Consider the following 21,635-nt stretch of genomic DNA (forward strand, 5'->3'; position numbering starts at 1 on the left):
GAAGATAGATGTTGAGGTATTTAATGACAGTGCTGGCGTTGATGCTAGCGCTGTTTTTATCGTTGCAGTTACAAACTGAATTAACGATCACTGAGCAGTTAGCATTAATCTGTGGTTTAGAACCACGCGTGTTTGTTGAGGTCGATTTTGTTTTCGCTATTTTACCACGCTTGGTTATTGCTATTTTGGTGGGGGCAAGCTTAGGTTTAGTCGGCAGTTTAATGCAACAGTTAACGCAAAACCCACTGTTATCGCCATTGACTTTTGGCACCTCTTCGGGTGCTTGGTTAGCCTTGGTATTAGTGGCGGTATTTTTTCCTGATTTAGGTATTGAAAATAGTAATATTTTTGCCTTATTTGGGGCGTTATTGGCAATGGCGTTAGTGTTACTGATTACTGGACTTAATAACCTTTCAGGTTTGCCCGTTATTCTTGCAGGAATGGCGGTTAATTTATTACTTGGTGCATTGGCGACTGCGGTTATTTTACTTAATGATCAATATGCTAAAAATTTGTTTATTTGGGGCGCAGGTGATCTTGCTCAAAATGGTTGGGATTGGGTGTATTGGTTAATGCCACGTATGCTGGTTGGTTTGATCATTTTAGCGGTAGCACCACGAGTATTAACGTTAATGCGTATTGGTCAGCAAGGTGCGAGCGCTCGAGGTCTTAACATTATGCCGGTATTTTTGCTGTTATTACTAGTAGGTGTATGGCTAATATCATCTGTAATTACAGCCGTTGGTGTGATCGGTTTTGTTGGATTATTAACGCCTAATATAGCCCGATTTTTAGGCGCAAGAACCGCACGTGATGAACTCTATTATAGCTTGTTATTAGGGGCGCTATTTTTAGTGTTAACGGATAGTTTAGCCGCATGGTTAAGTCAGTTTACACTCGATTTTATACCGAGTGGAACCGCAGCCGCAGTGATTGGTGCACCTGCGCTTATTTGGTTTAGTCGAAGTGCCTTAAAGGCACAAGATCAAATGGTATTTCGTTTACCACAAGGTATTAGTCGTTTAAATAGTCGGGTTTTTATTGCTATTTTAGTCAGTCTGCTGCTCTCTGTGACGTTATCAAGTGTCTTCGTTATGCAAGATAGCGCTTGGACATTCGCATGGCCTGATGCATTTTCTTGGTCGATACGATGGCCGCGTATTTTAACATCTTTATCTGCGGGGGCTGGCTTAGCGGTTGCTGGTACAATTTTACAACGTTTGATTCATAATCCTCTTGCGAGCCCTGATATTTTAGGCATTTCAGCAGGGGCTATTTTTGCGTTAGTATTTGCGAGTATGTTTTGGGGTATTACTATTTTCGAAGCGGGTCCACTGGTTGCATTTGTTGGTGCTATGGGGGCGTTAGTGATTATTTTACTTTTAGGTAAAAAACATGATTATTCACCGCCGAAATTAATTCTTACTGGTATTGCGTTAACGGCATTAATTGAAGCCTTTGTACAATTTGCGCTAGCGCGTGGTAATGATGATGTTTATGGTATTTTAGCTTGGTTGGCGGGTTCTAGCTACAGAGTTAGTGCAGATCAAGCGGTGACTCTTGCCGTGAGTGTCATGTTATTATTACTATTAGCGTTTTCACTGTCACGTTGGTTAACATTAATATCTGCGGGCAAAGAAATGGCGTTTTCGCGAGGGTTAAATGGATCCGCGGCGTTTGTATTATTACTCTGTTTGGTCGCATTACTGGTGGCGTTTGTCACTGCTAATATGGGACCTGTTGCCTTTATTGGTTTACTTGCACCTCATATGGCTGCGATGTTAGGCGCAAAAAGTGTCAAACAACAACTGTTGGTTAGCGCGTTACTGGGGGGATTTTTAGTGCAATTTTCTGATTGGCTTGGTCAGGTTGTGTTATATCCGGCTCAGTTGGCTGCTGGTATTCTGGTTTCTCTTATCGGTGGAAGCTATTTTATTTTCTTATTGATTAAAGGTCGATTAACTACTTAGGGCCAATTGAACAGGTATTATATTTGATAATATTACTCTGGTTGTTTGATTATTATGTGTTGAATTACAATTTCTTAGCGTGTAGGTTAGGTATAAACGAACCGCTAGCACGCTAAGGATATTTGATGATAATAAGAAAAGCCGAGTTAGATGATATTGATGCAATCAGCCAGTTAATCACGCCACTTGTCATTAAATACATTTTACCTACTTGTAGCAAAGAGGGTGGGCAGCTAATTCTGAACTCTATGGCACCAAATTGTATCGCTAACTATTTAGATGCAGGCCATGAATATCATGTCGCAGAATTAAATGGCGAACTAGTTGGTGTTGTCGGGATGAAAGATAATGCGCATTTGTACCATTTATTTGTTGCTGATTCACAACAAGGGAAGGGGTTATCTAGAACGTTATGGGAACTGGCAAGAGACGTATGCTTTACCAATGGTAACGAAGGTCTGTTTACGGTTAATTCAGCTATAAATGCGACAGACGTATATCTAAAATTTGGCTTTGTGCCTGTGAGTGGCGTTCGGGAAAGAGCAGGTATTAAAGATATGCCAATGGAATTGACTTTATGTCATTAAAATCTCTCAGTGGGTAATTATATTACGCTTTTAGAGTATTGATTTATTTTGTTAACAAGTTAGAGTACTCATTCTATATTTATATCATGTTTCCGATTAAGCTAGAATGAGTTGATGTTATGGAAAACAATAACGGTTTTACATTAATTGAATTAGTCATAGTGATCATCGTTTTAGGTGTTCTAGCCGTGACAGTCATCCCTAAATTTATTCATATGAAGCACGATGCAACGAGTGCCGTTGTGCAGAGCGCCAGTGCGACGTTGAAAGCGGCAATAGGCTTGGTTAATGTGCGTAAAGAAATTGACGGGTCAGAAACGAGTGTTAATTATAATGGTAATACGGTCACATTAGTGGCTGGTAATCCTAAGCCAGATGCAAGACAGATGCGCTATTTTTTGAATATGGATTTACCGAGTTCAATATGGACTCCAAATTGGTTAACTGTACCTTGTGATGATTCTGCATTTTGTATTCTTGGTAATCGTAGTTATATGAATGAACCGGTTATTGATGGCGTTACATCTGGGCATGTTGTTTTCTTTTGGCCAAATGGACATGTACTTGGAAGTTGCTTTGCCTACTACGCTAATTTAGAAATTGAAGGTTCTCAGCCTGTTATTGGTTTCGAAGATTCGGGCTGTTAGTTTCGCTGTCAACTTGTAAGAGTAGGAGCCCGAGCTGACTCCTATACCATTACAGGGTTATTCCTCTTTACCAATTGTCCCCATCAAATACCGCCAACTGATCATCGCCCGGTGAAAGAGCTTGTTACTGTCATTGCATCCTGCGAGTAAAATACTGCAAGTGAGTAACGATAATCCAAATTTTTTCATTTTGAATTGTCATTAGTGTACGGTATTTGCACACACTATTTAACATTGAGGTATTTTTTGAATCATTTAATGGTTTCCATTGTCTGTATTAAGCATTTTATTAATCGGCGTGATTTTATACGCTTGATATATGCATATAGTAGATAAGCCGTTGTAAATACTATTTACAACGCTATTATTGAGTAAGAGTTTAATGTGACGGCTTGCCATGTTTTAACGTTACTTGAAAAACGTAAGTGTCAGTGTCTTATTGGAGATAGTATATGAAGGGAATTTTAGCAACTACAGTTATTACCAGTTTGCTATTATCTGGCTGCAGTGAGGAACAGGTTGTAATACCTGAACCAGACTCCCGGCCTGTTAAGTTACAAGCGGTTGATGTCGGTATTAAAGATACATTTCGTACCTTTCCTGGGGTGGTTGAAGCCGACGACAAAGCGGTACTTGCATTCCGTGTTTCAGGTCTTTTATTCTCGGTTGATGCCAACCCCGGCGACAATGTTGTGAAAGGGCAAAAGCTTGCTAGTTTGAGCCAAGATGAGTTTTTATTACAAGTCGAACAGGCACAGGCAAATTATGAATTGGCTTCGGTACAGTTTAAACGTGATGCTAAATTGCGTAAAACCAATGTTGTTTCTGAATTAGCATACGATACTTCTAAGGCTAAGCGAAACCAAGCGCAAGCGGCGTTAAGCAAGCAAGAATCCAATCTCGGTTATGCGACCTTGGTAGCCCCTTATGATGGTACTTTATCCTTATCCTTAAAGGAAAATCATGAATATGTAATGGCGAAAGAACCTGTGATGCATATTCAGCGTGCGGGTATTATCAATGTAACATTCCAATTGCCTGAACAACTACTTACGCGTTTCAATAATGAATATAGTCGTAACCCTACCGTTATTTTCGATACTATCCCGGGCGAAGCATTTCCTGCTCAATTTAAAGAAATTGATACCGAAGCAAATGCAACAAATTCCAGTTATAAAGTAACCTTGTTTATGGATCGCCCTGAAGGCAAGAACATTTTACCTGGAATGGCTGGTTCAGTCCGTATTGCGCTTCCAAAAGGCAGTGTTGGTAGTATTTCACCACAAGCGTTAATGAAAAAGGGTGGTTCATATTTTGTATGGCAGGTTGATGATCAAGGTATTGTTCACAAGCGTGAAATCGAATTAGATGAAAACAGGCGTGTTACGAAGGGATTGAACGATGGTGATAACGTTGCGATCTCGGGTGTAAATCAATTGCGCGAAGGTCAGAAAGTGAGACCGTGGGTCAAGGAACGAGGACTGTAACATGAAAAAACTTCCCTCTATTATTATTGCGCTTAGTGCGATGACAATATTACAAGGTTGTGAAAAACTAATTGTTGAGCCAAGACAAAAAGTGCAGTTAGTTAAAGTCGATACAGTGAAATTAGCGGAAGAAACGGCGAAGTTATCGTTTCCTGCGGTTGCGGTTGCAGCGGATAAATCAAGTTTGTCTTTCCGATTGCAAGGCGAAGTTACATCTGTGAGGGTTCGTCCCGGTGACCGAGTGACTCAGGGGCAAATACTTGCTCAAATTGATCCTACTTATTACCGTTTAGAAGTTGATGACGCAAAAGCTGAATACGCGATTGCAGATAGCCAATATCGTCGTTCGGCAAAGCTTGTTGATCAAGGTTATATTGCGCCGTCTCAATTTGATGAGCTTAAAGCGCAGCGTCGTATTGCTAAAGCAAGGTTGGATATAGCCAAGTTAAATTTAAGTTTCACGGCGTTGAGATCGCCGTTTTCAGGTGTTATTTCACATGTACCAATTCAGCAGTTTGAAAATGTGCAAGTGGGTCAGCAGGTGATGAATATTCACAGCACAACGACGGTCGATATTCAATTACAAGCACCGGACATTATTTATTCTAAAAGTTCGGCGGTACAAGTTGAAGCCTCTAGACCTGGCGCTAAGATCATTGCGGCTGATGGCACAGAGTACGAAGCACATTTAAAAGAGTTCACTACTGAACCGGATCCCGAAGTGGGCTCATTTGTCGTTACACTGACGATGCCAATGCCTAAAGATAGATTTATTCTTGATGGGATGGCTGTTGAAGTGCGGGCTGATGCTCAAAAGCTAAATATTTATAAGACCAATGAACCCTTTATTCCGCTCGAAGCTATTTTAAATGAAGATGGCGATGATTTGAATTTAACGCAAAAATTTGTTTGGGTTGTGAACAATGATAATACAGTGAGTAAGCGTCAAATTGTGACGGGTAAAGTGGTCAATGACGGTGTTCGTTTAAGTTCGGGCTTATCAGTCGGTGAGAAAATTGTGGTTGCTGGTGGCAACCGTTTACGTGAAGGTCAATCGATCAAAATTTTCGATGATTCAATCAATAATTCAACGGATACTGAAGAGGCTGGACAATAATGAAACAAGATATCGCCGCCTATTTTATTAAAAATAAAGTGATCAGCTGGATGATCACGCTTATCTTCTTAATTGGAGGTACGATGGCCTTTTTCGGATTAGGTCGATTAGAAGATCCTGCATTTACAATTAAAGATGCGATGGTCGTGACATCTTACCCGGGGGCTACGCCATTACAAGTTGAAGAAGAGGTCACTTATCCGCTTGAAAAAGCAATTCAGCAATTAACATATGTTGATGAGGTAAACTCTATTTCGAGCCGCGGTTTGTCACAAATTACCGTGACGATGAAGAATAACTATGGTCCGGATGATTTACCACAAATTTGGGATGAGTTACGTCGGAAAGTGAATGATATAAAATCCCATTTACCGCCAGGTGTGGCTGAACCATCAGTGATTGATGATTTTGGTGATGTATACGGTATTTTGCTGGCGATAACGGGTGATGGTTATTCTTACAAAGAACTGAATGACTATGTTGACTATTTACGCCGAGAAATCGAGTTGGTCGATGGTGTTGGTAAAGTATCTGTATCTGGTGTGCAGCAAGAGCAGGTCTTTATTGAAATGTCGATGCAACGTTTAAGTAGTTTGGGTATTTCACCTACGACTATTTACAATACGCTGGCAGCGCAAAACTTGGTATCCAGTGCTGGTGCGGTAAGGATGGGTACTGAATACATCCGTATTCACCCAACGGGCGAGTTTTCCGATGTTGACTCGCTAGGCGATTTAATTATTACAGAAAATGGTGCACAGGGGCTGATTTATCTACGTGACGTAGCAACGATTAAGCGTGGTTTTAAAGAAGTTCCCGATAACTTAGTGACTTTTAATGGCAAAGTCGCATTGAATGTGGGCGTGTCATTTATTTCTGGTGTTAATGTTGTCGAAATGGGCAAAGGGGTTTATCAACGTCTCGCAGAGCTTAAAGAGCAACAACCGATTGGTATCGATATAGATATTGTATATAGCCAACCCGATGAAGTTGATAAGTCAGTAAAAGGCTTCATTATCAGCTTAGGTCAAGCGATAGGTATTGTTATCATTGTTTTACTTTTATTCATGGGGATTCGAGCTGGTGTTTTAATTGGGTTAATTTTATTGCTTACCGTTTTGGGTACGTTTGTATTCATGAATATGATGGCAATTGATCTACAGCGTATTTCACTTGGTGGATTGGTGATTGCATTAGGTATGCTGGTGGACAACGCCATCGTCGTGGTAGAAGGTATTTTAATTGGGGTACAAAAAGGCCGGACGCGTTTGCAGGCGGCAACCGACATTGTCACGCAGACTAAATGGCCTTTATTAGGTGCAACGGTTATTGCTGTCACTGCATTTGCTCCTATTGGTTTATCACAAGATTCAACGGGTGAATATACCCAAACGTTATTTAGTGTGTTACTTATCTCGTTGATGCTAAGCTGGTTTACGGCCATATCACTGACGCCATTTTTTGCCGATATGTTCTTTAAAGGTATTAAAGTTGATGCCGAAAGTGAAGATAATGACCCGTATAAAGGGGTTGTCTTTGTTGTTTATAAACGCGCATTAGAAGCATGCATGAAAAATGCGTGGACAACAGTATTCGCATTAATCTTAATGTTAGCGGCAAGTTTGTATGGTTTTACGCAGTTAAAGCAATCATTTTTCCCTTCGTCAACAACACCAATGTTTATGATTGATGTTTGGCTACCGGAAGGTACTGATATTCGTGCTACCAATGAAAAGCTACGTGAATTAGAAGTGATGGTGAGGGCCAATGCGGGTGTATCACATGTATCTTCAAGCACGGGTAAAGGTTCTCAGCGATTTATGTTGACCTACGCACCAGAGAAAAGCTATGCAGCGTACGGTGAGTTAATTATCCGTGTTGAAGACTATGACGATGTCATGCCAATGTTACGTAAAGTGAGTGGGCAACTTGACTCACAACACCCTGATATTGAATATAAACTAAAACGTATTGAGTTAGGGCCTTCATCAGGTTCTAAAATTGAAGCGCGTTTAGTCGGGTCAGATCCAACGGTATTACGTGGCTTAGCACAGAAAGCAACTGATATTATGCGTGCCGATCCAGGGGCATTTAACGTGCGTCATGATTGGCGTGAACGTACTAAAGTGATTGAGCCTGTATTTAACGAAAGCCAGGCTCGTCGATATGGTATTACTAAATCAGACGTTGACGATTTATTGCAAATGGCATTTTCTGGTCTGACCGTTGGTATTTATCGTGACGGTACAAACCTGTTACCCATAATTGCCCGATTACCTGAAAAAGAACGTGTGGATATCAGTACGATTGAAGGTATGAAGATCTGGAGTCCTGTATTGAAAGGTTATGTGCCACTACAACAAGTGGTATTAGCGGTTAATATTCGTTGGGAAGATCCGATTGTCGTGCGTAAAAACCGTAAACGTATGTTGACCATATTTGCTGATCCCGATCCTTTAGGTGATGAAACGGCAGCAACGTTGCAAAAACGTATTCAACCGTTAGTCGAAGGTCTCGATTTCCCTCCGGGTTATTCACTCGAGTGGGGTGGTGAATATGAATCGTCTTCGAAAGCGCAAGCATCATTATTCCAAACGATGCCTATGGGCTATTTGTTCATGTTCTTAATTACGGTCTTCTTATTTAATAATGTGAGAAATGCGGTGATTGTATGGGCAACCGTCCCTCTAGCTATTATTGGTGTAACAACAGGGCTACTAGCGCTAAATACACCGTTTGGTTTTATGGCTCTGTTGGGCTTCTTGAGTCTGTCAGGTATGCTGGTTAAGAATGGTATTGTATTGCTTGATCAAATTGAGCTCGAGATTCACACTGGTAAAGAAAAGTATCAAGCGGTTGTTGATGCAGCTGTTAGCCGTGTTCGTCCTGTTTGTATGGCGGCAATCACAACGGTATTAGGTATGATCCCGTTATTACCCGATGTGTTCTTCAAACCTATGGCTGTTACTATCATGTTTGGTTTAGGATTTGCTACTGTACTGACACTGATTGTTGTACCTGTGTTATATAGTATGTTCCATAGATTACAAATAATAGAAAAATAGCGTGATGAGAAAATGAAGGAGGAGCCATTATAGGCTCCTTTTTTTTAGTATTTTTGAAATTGATTAATTAAGCGTTGCATTGCTTCTAATCTGTTAACTAACTCATGAGTACTTTGAACAGATTCATTACTGGTTCTTGAAGTTGCTTCACTCAGTTGACCAATATGCTCAACATTACGTGAAATCTCATCGCTAACACTCGCTTGTTCTTCTACAGCGGAAGCTATCTGGTGACTGCTATCTGTGACTAATCTTAGTTTATTATTAATTTTAGCCAAATGTTCACCAGTTTCAGCGGCTTGATCGTTACATTGGCGTGATAGTTCTACGCCATGATCAACGGAATTAACTGCTTGATTAGCTGATTGCTGTAGTTTCCTTATCATTTGCTGGATCTCACCTGTTGATTCCTGCGTTTTTTTAGCTAAGGAACGCACTTCATCTGCAACGACTGCAAAACCACGACCTTGATCACCTGCACGTGCTGCTTCAATCGCAGCGTTTAGAGCTAATAGGTTGGTTTGATCTGCGATAGCACCAATCACATCTAGAATCGTTTCTATTTGTAGGCAGTCTTCTGACAACACATTGATGACTCGCTTTGAATTATCTAATTCCTGGTGTAATGAATGAACTGAATTGATCGTTGTTTCAACACTTTGCTGCCCTTCAGTTGACATTTCCTGTGCTTCAGAAGTCAATGATGATGCTTGTACGGCACTTTCTGATATATTACGAACAGATAATGACATTTGTTCCATCGCAACACTGACCTGTTCTGTCGCCTCATTTTGTTGGCGCAGGTTTGTCTGTATTCGCTGGGTTTGGCTAAGCTCATTTTCAGCTGATTTTAGAATATCTGTCGATGTTTCACTTACTCTGCCGACAATAGCTCGTAGCTCTGATTGACGCATTTTTAAGGCTAATTCTATTGTTGAAAAGTCATCTTTCTTACCCGTATAAACATATTCCATTAACGGGTTATCGTATGCATCCTTAGCTAGTTTAGTTAAATGTTTAATTCTGCTTTGTGTGTACCAGATTATTAAAAATGAGCATAAGACAGCTGCTACTGTCGCTGTCGTTAACAAAGTGATACCTGAATTAAATAATTGTGCAGCTAAAAGCAACAGACTGAGACCTGCGAGGGCAAGCAACATTGTGTTTTGTTTCCAACGTAGGTCAAAAAGTGAGGGTACCTTACCTTTTTGCATTGATTGATAAAGTTTTGACGCTCTGTTTACTGATTCCCGATCAGGTTTACTGCGAACTGATTGATATTCTATTACTTTATCTTGTGCGTCTTTAATTGGTGTGACAAAAGCGGATACCCAGTAATGATTACCATTTTTACAGCTGTTTTTTACTAATCCCATCCAGCTTTTGCCTGTGCCGATATATTGCCATAGTTGTTCAAAGGCTTGTTTGGGCATATCTGGATGACGGACTAAATTATGCGGTTGTCTGTACATCTCATCCGCTGTGTAGCCAGCAACATCAGCAAAATGTTGATTTGTGTGCGTGATGTTACTGTGCGGATCGGTTGTTGAAATAAGGTTTACTGATTCTGAGTAATCGACTTCATTGTTGTACTGCTTTGTTGTTGCTACTACTGATACTGCCATTATTCTCTCCGTATTACATCCAGTGTAAGGTGGTGTAAGTCAATGTAAGTTTATGTAATGTAAGGTAAAGAGTTAAGATAGCACTTAATTGGGTATCTTAGTTGTGTATTTGTAGGGTAATATAATTTATTTTTATTTTTATTTTATTATCAATTATTTATCGCTGATTTATTTAATGTTGAATTTCATATTCAGGATGTTAAATTCTTCGTTTTGTCTATTTTTACAATCTGAGTTTCTTGTTGCGGACGCTTTGGCATTTACATTGGCTTAGTCTGCAGATCGCAGATATAAAAAATCGAGTGAGATACCCATTGTTTTATAATGACGTTGCTCGACTTTAACGACAGGAGCTTTTATTCTTTAAATGATATTTAAATGGAAACACTTAAAAATTATTGAGGGGAATAATATGAGAATCAATGTACAAGATACCGTATTTTGTTTAGTTGATGTTCAGGAAAGGCTTTTTCCACACATGAAAAATAAAGAAACTGTGGAAAAAAATCTAGTTACGTTAATTAAAGGCTTACAACTTAATAATGTGCCTTTGATTATTAATGAGCAGTATAAGAAAGGTCTCGGTGATACCATCCCTGCGTTACAAACATTAGTTGAATCGGCACCTCATTTCGAAAAAACATCCTTTTCGTGCTGTGGTAATGAAGATACGTTGGCAGCGATTAAAAATACGGATAAAAAAGTGGTAATTGTTGCAGGAATAGAGACGCATGTTTGCGTATTACAAACGTGTTTAGATTTACTTGCTGAGGGGTTACAGCCTGTTCTTGTAACAGACTGTGTGAGCTCTCGTTCTAAATTGGATTCTAAAATGGCGATTGAACGATTAATTCAGGCGGGTGTTATACCAACAACGTATGAATCAATTCTATTTGAACTGACAAAGAATGCTAAAAACCCAATCTTTAAAGAGATCAGTAAATTAGTTAAATAAACATAGCGTAATAATACAAGCAAGTCTTAACATATTTATTCACGCGATTCGTTTAGCCGGAAGTGCTTGTCTCCGGCTCAATTTATCACCACGTTATTTGTTCTCTAGCTCTGTTAATTTCTTCAATCGTTCATGAAAAAACGCATAAAAGCATTTGACTCGCGCACTGTGTTTTGAATCTTTATAGTATACGAACCACATGGCTTTTTCTGATCTCGGGCCAACTCGTAATGATACATGAGCGGCACCATTGGGGCGGTTATCGTGTTGGTTACGGGGGTTTAGTTGAGACTTGGCTGGCGATAAATCGTGATGTTATAGCTTTTCAGTATTTGTCGTTCAACAACACTGGATAGAATGAACATCATCAAGTAACCACAACAAAGTGCCACAATAATGGCTACTACATTGTCAGTAAACTGATTGAATAGCTCGAACGAAACGACCAAAGTGACGATACCACTGATGCGAATACACAGACTGTGCATGAAACGGCCATGTGCTTTTATGTAGCATAGTTGATAAGCATTAAGCATAAGGAAGATGAAAAACATCGAAAAATGCAATAGGACAGGGATAGCACCGTCATATTCTGCTGGGAAAATTGTTAAAACTAACGTATTGCCAAACAGCAGCATAATCGCGAAAAAGCTGCTACTTATAAGGGCTGATATCTTAAATATCCAATTACGAATAAGCTTAATTTGTTGATGGTCACCATTGCGCACACAAACCGCTAATTCGGGTAATACAAAACGGTAAATAGGAAAAACAAACAGTAATGTTAGATAGGTAAATACCGGTCGTACAACAACTTGGAAATCACCGAGTTCGTCAATACTAAAATGACGAATGGTGAGCAGTACGGTTATGTATATCATTAAAATACTTGCGCCCGCTTCTAAAGATGCGGTAAAACTCTTTTTTACAAAGCTGAGTAAGTTGGGATTAAGATGTTCACTCGATAATGGGCGTGTAGAAGTATCCTTACGACGATGTTTAAACATATAAACAACAATCGCGAGTGATGATAAGGTTAATCCTGAAAAGAGGGAAATAAGGGCGTCTAGGCCAAGTAGATAATAGCAAGTGAAGAACATGATCACATTGGCTAGGGGTTCTAGCCATACTACCTTATTGGAAATATTATACAGCCGATACATAGCAATAAGATTGGTGAAATATACTTTTAACCCCATGCCAAATATGATACCAACCAACTGGTAATAACTTACTTCAATATGCAGTTGATGTTTAATATAAGGAATAACCAAACCCCAAGTGATCAATACCATGGTGATTAAACTATATCGGAAGATGTTAATAATATCGCGGTCATTTTGAGTTTGTGAATAAGTCACTACCATGGATGAGCGAAATCCAGTCATTAATATTAGCGATAAAGAAATGATATCAACGACACTATGAAAGAGGGCAAGGTCATCTTTTGGAATCCAGTGTGCCAACCAAACTTTAAAGCTAAAGCCGATAGCAATGCTAATTAATGTAACCCAAATGCCCTGGGTAAAAGCATTTTTAACGCGGTTTAATGATGTATTTTCCATGGCAGCTATATTCGCGAATTAGTTTATATAAGCACTCGGAAGTGACGGTAGCTAATGATTGTAACGCAATTGAAAATCATTCGCAATTGCGTTGTTGTTCATGCATTGATTACAGGCTAGGTTATGCTGTTAACTTTTTGAGATATGTAGTAGTTTACTTTCAATAGTTTATTTATGAATATTTTCGGAGCTAGGGTATATGGCGAGTATAATTTGTTTTGGTGATAGTATTACACGTGGTGAAAGTGATGCTGTGTATGGTGGTTGGGCAGACCGAATTAAAACGCGTTTAATTAAACAATTTATGGAAACGGGTAAAGATAAGGTAAGTGTCTTTAACATGGGCATTAGTGGTGAAACGACAAATGGTTTAATCCAACGCTTTCAACATGAGTTTCTGACCCGACAAGCCGTAGATAAACAAGATACCGTGCTGTTTGGGTATGGCGCTAATGATCTTGCTAAGCAAGACGGTAACTACCTTGTTGATATTGAAACGTATATTGACAACTTACGCTGCTGTATTGAGTTTTCAATTGAGAAGGGAGCTGCTGTTGTTCTGATTAATGTCACGCCAATTTCAGCCCTGCTTGATGGTATTCCGAATATAAATAACCGTATTCGCAATGATGAAACCATTTGTCGTTATAACCAAGCATTGTTGGCTTTGTCGGCGAAGTATAATGTCGATTTGATTGATGTTTACACGCCATTCAATGATCGTAAAGAAAGCTATTTAACAGCCGATGGATTACACCCAAATAACGCGGGACATGAGTTGCTATATCAAGTAATAAGTTCGTCGTTGTTATCTAACCTTAATATTTAAGCATTAAATAGGCATAAAGTGTTTGTGTAACATACATGGTTGCATGAATACTGACCTATTAGCCCTTAAGTGTTCGTTTTCTTAGGTTTTTTTTTGATCTACCCCTATTAACTCTGTTATTAATTTTGCAATATTCTTTGAAGCTCCTATGATGAAACTTCTCCTATTTAAGAAAAGCGAGCAATTATGACTAACAATTATTCTGATACACTGTTTGAAGAAATGAAATTACTGGCTAAATTCCCAACAAAATCTCATTTAGAAGGTATTAAGGTTCATAATGAAGCAGGCCCCTCTGTTATTAGTGCTGCGAAATCACTTTTTGAAAAAGGGCTTATTACACGAGACGACGGTGGGTATTTAACCGATAGCGGTATTGAAATAGCAGATCATCTACACCGAGTTTTAGCACCTTTAAGCTAAATCAATAATGCTATTATCTAAAGCAGTTAGCCGCTGTTATATAGGTTACTAACTGCAATTTTCCTACTGATTTACTGATCTAAGCTGTTTCACATAATCGAGAGTCTTCAATATCAACGTCCGGTCGAGGGCTTAGTATCTGTGTGTTGTTGACCATATTACTAATGATTTCAACGCTTTCTTTTTTTATATCGTCACTATGCTGTGACGATGATAATAAATAGATATGATCTGACACCGTCTCAATGGCACTGACTAGCACTTCATTTTCAAGTTCAGTAAAAGCATCATCGATGTAGCTTGCTAGTTCTGTTAAGTCTGGTAACGCAGAGCGACAAGCCACAAGACCAACATGAATAGAGCCGTTGTAGCTATATAGCGTAATGTTCAGAGACATGCCCGGTGGTAGTACTGAAATTGGAAAGCACTTATCCATTTTAGCACCCTTCATATATAACGCTGTGCTTGGTCCTGGCACATTAGATATGAGTACATTGCCCATTGGCGGTAATATTGTATCCAAGTGCAATAGTTCACTCGCAGCGGCGAGGCCTTGGCTTGCTAATGTATAACTCGTTAATGCTTCTTTGGTTAATAGTCTCGTTTCACTTTTCAATCTGACGCATGACTCTTTGACTGTCATCAAACGTTCAAGTGGATGCTCACCGGCATAAGCTAATTCGACTAAACTAATCGCTACTTGGTTGTTAGACACCTTGTCTGAAGCATCGCGTAAACTTATTGGCATTTGCGCTACTAATGGTTTTTTAAGTACCACGTTACGTGTTTTTAGGTAGTTATGGATAGCCATATCACAAACAGTAACAACAACATCATTAATTGTGGCACCAGTTATGCGGCCAAGTGTTTTAACTCGTGAGAGTGACAGTGATGTCATTGCCGCACGACGAGCACGTTTTGGACTAACTGAAAATAGTGTTTTAGGTGCCATAAAAGGTGTCGGCATATCTGCTTTGTACATGCTTGCAGCTTGAAAAAGTAGTTTTGTGGTGAGTTTAGTCAATGATGGAATTGATTTCACATGGCTGGTAACAAGTTTCGAAGTATCAGATAGCAGTGACAATGCACTTTTTTCTGTTCTTGCTTTTTGTGGGTGATCAATAGCCCAAAAGGCGGTCATTGGTGATTCTGGATTTTTGCTCAAATAAGCCATGATTAGTTGATTTGCTTTAGCACCATCAGTGAATGCATGGTGCACTTTAACGTAGATCGCAAATTTGTTATCAGCTAAGCCGTCAATTAAAATCATTTCCCATAATGGACGACTACGATCGAGTAATGTTTCATGTTGGTGCTCAACAAAACTGAGTAACTGATCTTCATTACCTGGCTGTGGCAGCATCGCGAAACGTACGTGATATGACAGATCGATGTCGTTATCTTTTTGCCAGAAATATTGACCCGTGATTTGTTTTTTTAGTTTTTGGTTAAATGGTTTTTTAATCTCTTGCTGTGACATTAAGTTATCGAATAGGTCTCGACTAAAGTTGCCAGAGTAATTTTCTGGTGTTGAGAATATTTGTAATCCTGCTACGTGTTTTGGGCTAGTCACCGTTTCTGTGTATAAAAATCCCATATCAACTAACGAGAGTGCTTGCATAGTCATTTTCTAATGTTCCTAATGTGATTGATAGATTACGCCCGATTAAGTCGTACCGCACATATCATCATAGTGTGATGTTATGACTTACTGTCACGGATGTTAAAGTTATATGTATAATACGCAGATACTCATAAAGAGATATGTCATTGTGACATAAATTTACGTAAATGAAATATTTTCACGATTTATTATAGTACTTTAATTGCTTTTAACTTTTTGATTGTTAATGTTTTAATGTGTTTTTTAGATTCATGATTGAATGTTTGTAGCAGGTTTTTTGTTATTGGTGAAGGTAGATTGGCATAATGAACTGTATATATTTGTTAACGATTACATTGTTATCGGTAACTTTATTGGTGGCTAGATTTTAATGCTATTGAAGGATTTTAATAAAATGATGTAAATTCTTTGATTATTTATTAATGGACTAAAAAATTGAAGTATTAATCAATTGTATAAATATTTATAATTTATTGAGATATTGACGTTTTTAACCCCTTTGAGTAGTAAGCTGGGATTATTGTTAAACAGATGTGGTATTGTTTATTTCATTATTTATGGATATCACTAGGGTATATGAGAGAAATATTAAGAAATAAAATAATCGCCGTTTGTGAAAATAAAATAGAAAAAAAAGGGACGTATGTTGGCCTCTCATTTTATGCGTTCTTCGCGAACAAGAATGATGAACCAGCGTTATTAATGGAAGCTGCACAATGGTGGATCATGACGCATAAATTGGATCATTTTGAGAAAGCGGTGAAAATAAAAGCGTTGGTGGAATCAGAGGTGACTAACGAATGAAGGCTGTTACGTATATCGAGGGAGATTATTAACATGGGGACGTTTCGTGACAAATATCAGAATGGCAAGGCTACAAGATTCAGATTCAATTAATGCACTATCTTTACATCTTGGTTACGAGATCGCTACGCAACTTGTTGCTGAAGAAAGACTTCAGTGTTTAATTGATTCATCGAATGATGACGTATGGGTATTTGAAGATGCGGGTATTATATTGGGTTGGATTCACGTCTATAAAGCGCATCGATTAGCGTCAGCGGCATTTTTTGAAATTGGTGGTTTAGTCGTTACTCCTGAAGCAAGGAATAAAGGTATTGGCCGACAATTAGTAGAGTTTGCTTGCGAACAAGCTCAGAATCAGAATATAGCGTTAAGGGTTCGCTGTAATGCTAAGCGTCAAGATACACATGAGTTTTATGAAAGGATAGGTTTTATCTCGACTAAATCCCAGCATGTTTTCGAAATGTATTTAGGTGATGAGTAATGTTATTTATGGATCTATCAAGGAAGATTAATGCAAAATATAAAAGTGGCTGTTGCGCAAATTGCTTCGGTTGACGGTAATGTAGCGGAAAATATAGCTGTTCATATGAATGCTATTGAAAAAGCTGCATCTGTAGGTGTTTCATATATTGTATTTCCTGAGTTATCACTGACAGGTTACCTGCCTGAATGTGCCTCCAACCTTGCTTTTACTGTTGACGATAAGCGTCTTCAACCACTCATTGATATTGCAAAACTAAGCAAGATAACAATAGGGGTTGGTCTACCGTTGTTAACGACAGGACTGCCACATATTGGTTTAGCCATTATTTATCCAACAGGACGAGTAGAAAGCTACGCCAAAATGAATTTACACTCCGGTGAAGAGACGTATTTTTCAGTTGGCGATAAGCGACATAGTTTTCAACTGAGTAATATAACGGTCGCTAATGCTATTTGTGCTGATACTAATCATATTGAACATGCTAAAGGGTGTGCAGCACTCGGTGCTGATGTATATATGGCGAGTGTGTTAATCACGGCGGGGGGTTATTACGCCGATACTCAGTTGATGAGCTGCTATGCTCGGGAGTTCAATATGCTCGTCGCAATGGCTAATCATAATAGGCCTACCGGTAATTGGGATCCTGTAGGCAAGAGTGCGATTTGGACAAAGTCTGGTCAACTTATTTGTGCTGATGAAAGTCAAAATGCACTTGTTATTGCTGAACGGAAGGGTAACGACTGGATAGGCCAAGTAATTAACCTTTAATCCATCATAGTGTTCACATCAGGGATAAAGCTTGTCGTTTCAGTTATTTTAATGAGTGGTATTGAATTAAAAAATCGCATTTTATAGTCTGCAGTTTGATTATTATTAGCAGCTCGAACTGACAAGGCGACTCGGTGAATGTTGTTGGGATAAAACAACCAACTACGCCAGATATTAGCATCGTCTACACGGTGAGCTGCAAAGCTTAATTTAATGTTTTCAATACAACTAACATTTACCTGCTGGTGGTTATCCGGTAGGGTGAAACTAAAGTCTTTCAACGGGATCGACAAGCCTAACCCCCACGCTTTGATGTAAGATTCTTTTAATGTCCAATAATCAAAAAAACGACTCGCTTGCTGCGCTATAGGCTGAGTGAGTAAATCCTCGACCTCAACTTGAGAGAATGAGTGCTTCGCAATACTTAATACATCACTTGTTCGGCTGGTATTTTCCACATCACAACCAATATCGTCATTAAGCATTACCGCGCAAATGATCATATTATCGGTGTGGCTGATATTAAAACGTAATGGCAGGGGTGGGTTAACAATCTCGGGTTTATCTTTTTCACCTTTGACAAATTTCCAGCCTGTGGGTGGCACATCAGCATAACGTGATAACAAATCACGGATAAAAGCGCGGGTGATTAATGCACTGTGGCGATCTTTTTCAAAACGAAATCGTTGCTGCTTTGCTGTTTCTTCTGGTGATAACAGGCGACTATAAGCACGTAATAATTCAGGTTGTTGGATTCTTTTCGGGTCTACTGACCACAGGTGAATTTCATTCGTAGCTAATGTTAGTTGATCTGCTGATGTTGAAAGCACTATTTATTCCATTGAGTGACGTGATGTAATGTAAGCTCATTTAGCTATCTTATCATTATATAGAATGAACATAAATCAACCTTGATTCTGTGTTACTCCCAATGTTGGCAATATTTATCGTATTGCTGGACGTTGGCTTAATTAAATTAAGGCATGAGTAAAGGGAAGATAGAGAGAGTAGAGCTAAAAGCCATCAACAGCTTTTAGCTCGTCATTTTACCTAGAAAAAGTACCAGCTAGAATGGGTACCAGAACAACTCTGTTGCCATAACACGTTTGATAATGGCTAACGTTACTACCAAGGTAATTAACCCCATCACAATGTAATCTTGTCTGGTCATTGGTTTTAAGCTGTACCACGTACGCATCTTATTATGACCAAAACCACGTAATGTCATCGCATTCGAAATCTCGTCTGCGCGATCTAGGCTTGAGAAAATTAATGGCCCTAAGATCTTGGCCACATTTTTAATACGCGACAGTACAGATACATTCTTTGATAAATCCACGCCACGTGCCTGCTGTGCATGCATGATGTTAACAAAATCATTCTTCACATCAGGTAAATAGCGCAATGTTAAGCTTACTGCATAGGCAATTTTATACGGTACACCAAGGCGGTTTAAACTTGCAGCAAACTCAGTCGGATGTGTAGTAAAGACAAATACCAACGCAATTGGGAACATACTGAAATACTTCAGCGTTACCGTCAGCAGGTAATACAAGGTTTCTTGTGTCAGGGAGTAATTTCCCCAGAGCGACAACAAAACGGTACTTGAACCTATATATTCAACGCCTTGCTGTGGTGCTAATAAGAACATAAACAATGCGTTCATAGTGAGTACACTTGCCGTGGCAATGAGCAAAGGTTTGTAAACCGGAAAAGGCACCTTAGTTAATTTAAGCAAGGTACAACCTGTAATGATTAGCGCGAGAATAAGGCGTAAATCAAAGGTTGTTAACACCACTGTTACCCAAGCTAAAAACAAGACGAACTTAGTGACACCATTAAGCCGATGTAGGGCTGAATTGGTATTGACATAGTTAATACCAAAATCGATTTTTTTAGTTTTATTGACGTTACTTTTGTTGTTATGAAAAGTATTCTTTATCGTGTTTTTATTCATATTGTTTTTATTATTTGTGTTGCGCGTCATTATGAAGGCGTCACTTCAGATTTGATAAATTGCTGCATAAAACTATCTGTATTTTTGATACCAACAGCATTTGCAAGGGTATACAGGCTCGTTACTTTTAAGTTTGCACGGTCAAGTAGCGCAGGATCGCTGAACACTTGAGAAACCGGGGCATTGGCAATTAATTTGCTTTCTGCAATAACAATCGAACGCGTGGTGTATTCTAACACTAAGTGCATATCGTGAGAGATGATAAGAACAGTAATACCCAGCGTTTTGTTTAGTGTCTTAATAAATGACAGCATGGATGTGTAGTTACGATGATCTTGTCCTGCGGTTGGTTCGTCTAAAATAAGTAACTCAGGTTCTAATGCTAAGATAGAGGCAATGGTTACGCGTTTTTTCTGACCATAGCTAAGTGCTTCAATTGGCCAGTGACGGTATTTAATTAAGCCGCATAAACCCAGTACGTGTAATACTTTTTCTTCAACAAATACTTCGTCATGGCCACGGTTACGTAGACCAAACGCCACTTCGTCAAAAATCATATGATTAGAGATCATGTGATTTGGATTTTGCATCACAACGCCAATCTTTTGAGCCCGCTCAAAGATAGATAAGTCAGCAATATTTTCACCATTAAGCTTAATACTACCGGTATCTGGTGCGATAACGCCCATAATCAGTTTGGTGATGGTTGATTTACCCGAGCCGTTCTTACCTAAAATAGAAACGAATTCACCACGATTAATGCTAAACGAAATACCTTCAAGGGCATTCTTTTCGCCAGTATAAGAATAGGTTAAATCATTGATTTCAATTAATGTATCGTTTGTATGGGGGTGAACAATAGGGGCTTGCGCATGAAACCAATTGGTTAATGGCGTTTGATATTGTTTCAGATCCATCTTTTCAATATAAGCTGGATTATTAGTCGTTAGAATAGGGCAGTTTGCTGCTTTTAATGCCGAGATATAGAGAGGTTCACGAATACCATGAACCTGTAGTAACGGCGAAGCAATTATTTCGTCCGGAGACATATCGGCAATGATTTTGCCTTGTTCCATTAAGATCACGCGATCGACATGGCGGTGTAGTACATCTTCGAGACGATGCTCAATAATGATAACGGTTTTGCCAGTATCTCGATGCAGCTGATCGATAATTTCGATAGTGGCTTTACCTGTTTTTGGGTCAAGGCTAGCAAGGGGTTCGTCGAATAACAAAATGTCTGTATCATCAATTAAAATACCCGCTAATGATACACGTTGTTTTTGACCACCTGATAATGCATATGGTGAATGATCAAGTAACTCATCAAGATCAACCATCGCGGCGGTTTTCTGCACGATAGACAACATCTCAGCTTGAGAAATCATGTTGTTTTCAAGCGAAAATGCAATATCTTCACCAATGCTCAAACCTACAAACTGGCTGTCGGTATCTTGTAATACAGTGCCCACTGCCTCGCTATAATCCTGCATACGTAACCCTGATACCTGCGTACCATTGATGGTTAAGGTACCAGACAAGTCACCTTTTATCGCATGCGGAATCAGACCGTTTAAGCATTGCCCAAGGGTTGATTTACCACTACCACTTGGACCAATAATGACGATTTTCTCTCCTTTCTCTATCCTTAGATTTATGCCTTTTAGTGTCGCTTTTTCCTGCGAAGCATATTTAAAAGAGAAGTCAGAAAATTCGATAGTCATT

At 39.1% G+C, this 21,635-nt stretch carries 18 protein-coding genes; 12 read left to right on the forward strand and 6 right to left on the reverse strand.

Annotated features, from left to right (window positions below; translation table 11 throughout):
• Nucleotides 1-8 precede the first annotated feature (8 nt).
• The 6 genes from fhuB to HWV01_RS09710 all read left to right on the forward strand — a co-directional run bounded on the left by fhuB (nt 9) and on the right by HWV01_RS09710 (nt 8,873).
• A complete protein-coding gene (fhuB, locus tag HWV01_RS09685; protein WP_249185506.1) occupies nt 9-1,970 on the forward strand; it encodes a Fe(3+)-hydroxamate ABC transporter permease FhuB in 1,962 nt (653 codons plus the stop codon).
• Between the two features lie 125 nt (nt 1,971-2,095).
• A complete protein-coding gene (locus HWV01_RS09690; protein ID WP_211675174.1) occupies nt 2,096-2,557 on the forward strand; it encodes a GNAT family N-acetyltransferase in 462 nt (153 codons plus the stop codon).
• 119 nt (nt 2,558-2,676) lie between these two features.
• The gene (locus tag HWV01_RS09695) at nt 2,677-3,204 is read left to right on the forward strand and encodes a type II secretion system protein (RefSeq protein ID WP_211675175.1); all 528 of its coding nucleotides are present in this window, start codon (nt 2,677-2,679) and stop codon (nt 3,202-3,204) included.
• Nucleotides 3,205-3,656: 452 nt separating this feature from the next.
• Entirely contained in the window at nt 3,657-4,691 is a 1,035-nt protein-coding gene (locus HWV01_RS09700; protein ID WP_211675176.1) for an efflux RND transporter periplasmic adaptor subunit, read from the forward strand.
• Nucleotide 4,692: 1 nt separating this feature from the next.
• Nucleotides 4,693-5,808 (forward strand): efflux RND transporter periplasmic adaptor subunit, encoded by a 1,116-nt coding sequence (locus HWV01_RS09705; RefSeq protein ID WP_211675177.1) that lies wholly within the window; start codon nt 4,693-4,695, stop codon nt 5,806-5,808.
• On the forward strand, nt 5,808-8,873 hold the full coding sequence (locus HWV01_RS09710) for an efflux RND transporter permease subunit (RefSeq protein ID WP_211675178.1): 3,066 nt from the start codon (nt 5,808-5,810) through the stop codon (nt 8,871-8,873). Before HWV01_RS09705 ends, HWV01_RS09710 begins: the two co-directional genes overlap by 1 nt.
• Before the next feature lie 44 nt (nt 8,874-8,917).
• Here the strand turns inward: HWV01_RS09710 and HWV01_RS09715 are convergent, their stop codons facing one another.
• Nucleotides 8,918-10,498 carry a PAS domain-containing methyl-accepting chemotaxis protein gene (locus HWV01_RS09715; RefSeq protein WP_211675179.1) on the reverse strand — a complete coding sequence of 527 codons (1,581 nt, stop codon included), beginning with the start codon at nt 10,496-10,498 and terminating at the stop codon, nt 8,918-8,920.
• A gap of 412 nt (nt 10,499-10,910) precedes the next feature.
• On the opposite strand from HWV01_RS09715, the gene HWV01_RS09720 reads away from it, so the two are divergent.
• The gene (locus HWV01_RS09720) at nt 10,911-11,453 is read left to right on the forward strand and encodes a hydrolase (RefSeq protein WP_211675180.1); all 543 of its coding nucleotides are present in this window, start codon (nt 10,911-10,913) and stop codon (nt 11,451-11,453) included.
• A 281-nt stretch (nt 11,454-11,734) separates the two neighbouring features.
• On the opposite strand, the gene HWV01_RS09725 is transcribed toward HWV01_RS09720, so the two are convergent.
• Entirely contained in the window at nt 11,735-13,018 is a 1,284-nt protein-coding gene (locus tag HWV01_RS09725; protein ID WP_211675181.1) for a lipopolysaccharide biosynthesis protein, read from the reverse strand.
• 199 nt (nt 13,019-13,217) lie between these two features.
• On the opposite strand from HWV01_RS09725, the gene HWV01_RS09730 reads away from it, so the two are divergent.
• Nucleotides 13,218-13,847, forward strand: a complete 630-nt coding sequence (locus HWV01_RS09730) for a GDSL-type esterase/lipase family protein (protein WP_211675182.1) — start codon at nt 13,218-13,220, stop codon at nt 13,845-13,847.
• Nucleotides 13,848-14,033: 186 nt separating this feature from the next.
• Nucleotides 14,034-14,270, forward strand: a complete 237-nt coding sequence (locus tag HWV01_RS09735; RefSeq protein ID WP_211675183.1) for a TIGR02647 family protein — start codon at nt 14,034-14,036, stop codon at nt 14,268-14,270.
• A gap of 79 nt (nt 14,271-14,349) precedes the next feature.
• Here the strand turns inward: HWV01_RS09735 and HWV01_RS09740 are convergent, their stop codons facing one another.
• A complete protein-coding gene (locus HWV01_RS09740; RefSeq protein WP_211675785.1) occupies nt 14,350-15,891 on the reverse strand; it encodes a wax ester/triacylglycerol synthase family O-acyltransferase in 1,542 nt (513 codons plus the stop codon).
• 579 nt (nt 15,892-16,470) lie between these two features.
• On the opposite strand from HWV01_RS09740, the gene HWV01_RS09745 reads away from it, so the two are divergent.
• From HWV01_RS09745 to HWV01_RS09755, 3 genes are read left to right on the forward strand one after another with little or no spacing between them, the layout of a single operon-like run.
• Nucleotides 16,471-16,698, forward strand: a complete 228-nt coding sequence (locus HWV01_RS09745) for a DUF6500 family protein (RefSeq protein WP_211675184.1) — start codon at nt 16,471-16,473, stop codon at nt 16,696-16,698.
• 46 nt (nt 16,699-16,744) lie between these two features.
• Nucleotides 16,745-17,182 (forward strand): GNAT family N-acetyltransferase, encoded by a 438-nt coding sequence (locus HWV01_RS09750; protein ID WP_211675185.1) that lies wholly within the window; start codon nt 16,745-16,747, stop codon nt 17,180-17,182.
• Between the two features lie 30 nt (nt 17,183-17,212).
• Complete coding sequence (locus HWV01_RS09755; protein WP_211675186.1) at nt 17,213-17,953, forward strand: carbon-nitrogen hydrolase family protein; 741 nt, start codon at nt 17,213-17,215, stop codon at nt 17,951-17,953.
• Here the strand turns inward: HWV01_RS09755 and HWV01_RS09760 are convergent.
• The 3 genes from HWV01_RS09760 to HWV01_RS09770 all read right to left on the reverse strand — a co-directional run bounded on the left by HWV01_RS09760 (nt 17,950) and on the right by HWV01_RS09770 (nt 21,634).
• Nucleotides 17,950-18,783 carry a 4'-phosphopantetheinyl transferase superfamily protein gene (locus HWV01_RS09760; RefSeq protein WP_211675187.1) on the reverse strand — a complete coding sequence of 278 codons (834 nt, stop codon included), beginning with the start codon at nt 18,781-18,783 and terminating at the stop codon, nt 17,950-17,952. The genes HWV01_RS09755 and HWV01_RS09760 overlap by 4 nt on opposite strands.
• 236 nt (nt 18,784-19,019) lie before the next feature.
• Complete coding sequence (locus tag HWV01_RS09765; protein ID WP_249185508.1) at nt 19,020-19,910, reverse strand: energy-coupling factor transporter transmembrane protein EcfT; 891 nt, start codon at nt 19,908-19,910, stop codon at nt 19,020-19,022.
• A gap of 29 nt (nt 19,911-19,939) precedes the next feature.
• The gene (locus HWV01_RS09770) at nt 19,940-21,634 is read right to left on the reverse strand and encodes an ABC transporter ATP-binding protein (protein WP_211675189.1); all 1,695 of its coding nucleotides are present in this window, start codon (nt 21,632-21,634) and stop codon (nt 19,940-19,942) included.
• Nucleotide 21,635 lies beyond the last annotated feature (1 nt).

The sequence above is a fragment of the Moritella sp. 5 genome (assembly GCF_018219455.1).
GTDB lineage: Bacteria > Pseudomonadota > Gammaproteobacteria > Enterobacterales > Moritellaceae > Moritella.

Bases quoted from the DNA above. Each gene is read 5' to 3' on its own strand.
- HWV01_RS09700 (WP_211675176.1), top strand. From the start codon at position 3,657: ATGAAGGGAATTTTAGCAACTACAGTTATTACCAGTTTGCTATTATCT.
- HWV01_RS09770 (WP_211675189.1), bottom strand. From the start codon at position 21,634: ATGACTATCGAATTTTCTGACTTCTCTTTTAAATATGCTTCGCAGGAA.
- HWV01_RS09720 (WP_211675180.1), top strand. From the start codon at position 10,911: ATGAGAATCAATGTACAAGATACCGTATTTTGTTTAGTTGATGTTCAG.
- HWV01_RS09730 (WP_211675182.1), top strand. From the start codon at position 13,218: ATGGCGAGTATAATTTGTTTTGGTGATAGTATTACACGTGGTGAAAGT.
- fhuB (WP_249185506.1), top strand. From the start codon at position 9: ATGTTGAGGTATTTAATGACAGTGCTGGCGTTGATGCTAGCGCTGTTT.
- HWV01_RS09765 (WP_249185508.1), bottom strand. From the start codon at position 19,910: ATGAATAAAAACACGATAAAGAATACTTTTCATAACAACAAAAGTAAC.
- HWV01_RS09710 (WP_211675178.1), top strand. From the start codon at position 5,808: ATGAAACAAGATATCGCCGCCTATTTTATTAAAAATAAAGTGATCAGC.
- HWV01_RS09740 (WP_211675785.1), bottom strand. From the start codon at position 15,891: ATGCAAGCACTCTCGTTAGTTGATATGGGATTTTTATACACAGAAACG.
- HWV01_RS09735 (WP_211675183.1), top strand. From the start codon at position 14,034: ATGACTAACAATTATTCTGATACACTGTTTGAAGAAATGAAATTACTG.
- HWV01_RS09725 (WP_211675181.1), bottom strand. From the start codon at position 13,018: ATGGAAAATACATCATTAAACCGCGTTAAAAATGCTTTTACCCAGGGC.
- HWV01_RS09755 (WP_211675186.1), top strand. From the start codon at position 17,213: ATGCAAAATATAAAAGTGGCTGTTGCGCAAATTGCTTCGGTTGACGGT.
- HWV01_RS09695 (WP_211675175.1), top strand. From the start codon at position 2,677: ATGGAAAACAATAACGGTTTTACATTAATTGAATTAGTCATAGTGATC.
- HWV01_RS09745 (WP_211675184.1), top strand. From the start codon at position 16,471: ATGAGAGAAATATTAAGAAATAAAATAATCGCCGTTTGTGAAAATAAA.
- HWV01_RS09715 (WP_211675179.1), bottom strand. From the start codon at position 10,498: ATGGCAGTATCAGTAGTAGCAACAACAAAGCAGTACAACAATGAAGTC.
- HWV01_RS09705 (WP_211675177.1), top strand. From the start codon at position 4,693: ATGAAAAAACTTCCCTCTATTATTATTGCGCTTAGTGCGATGACAATA.
- HWV01_RS09690 (WP_211675174.1), top strand. From the start codon at position 2,096: ATGATAATAAGAAAAGCCGAGTTAGATGATATTGATGCAATCAGCCAG.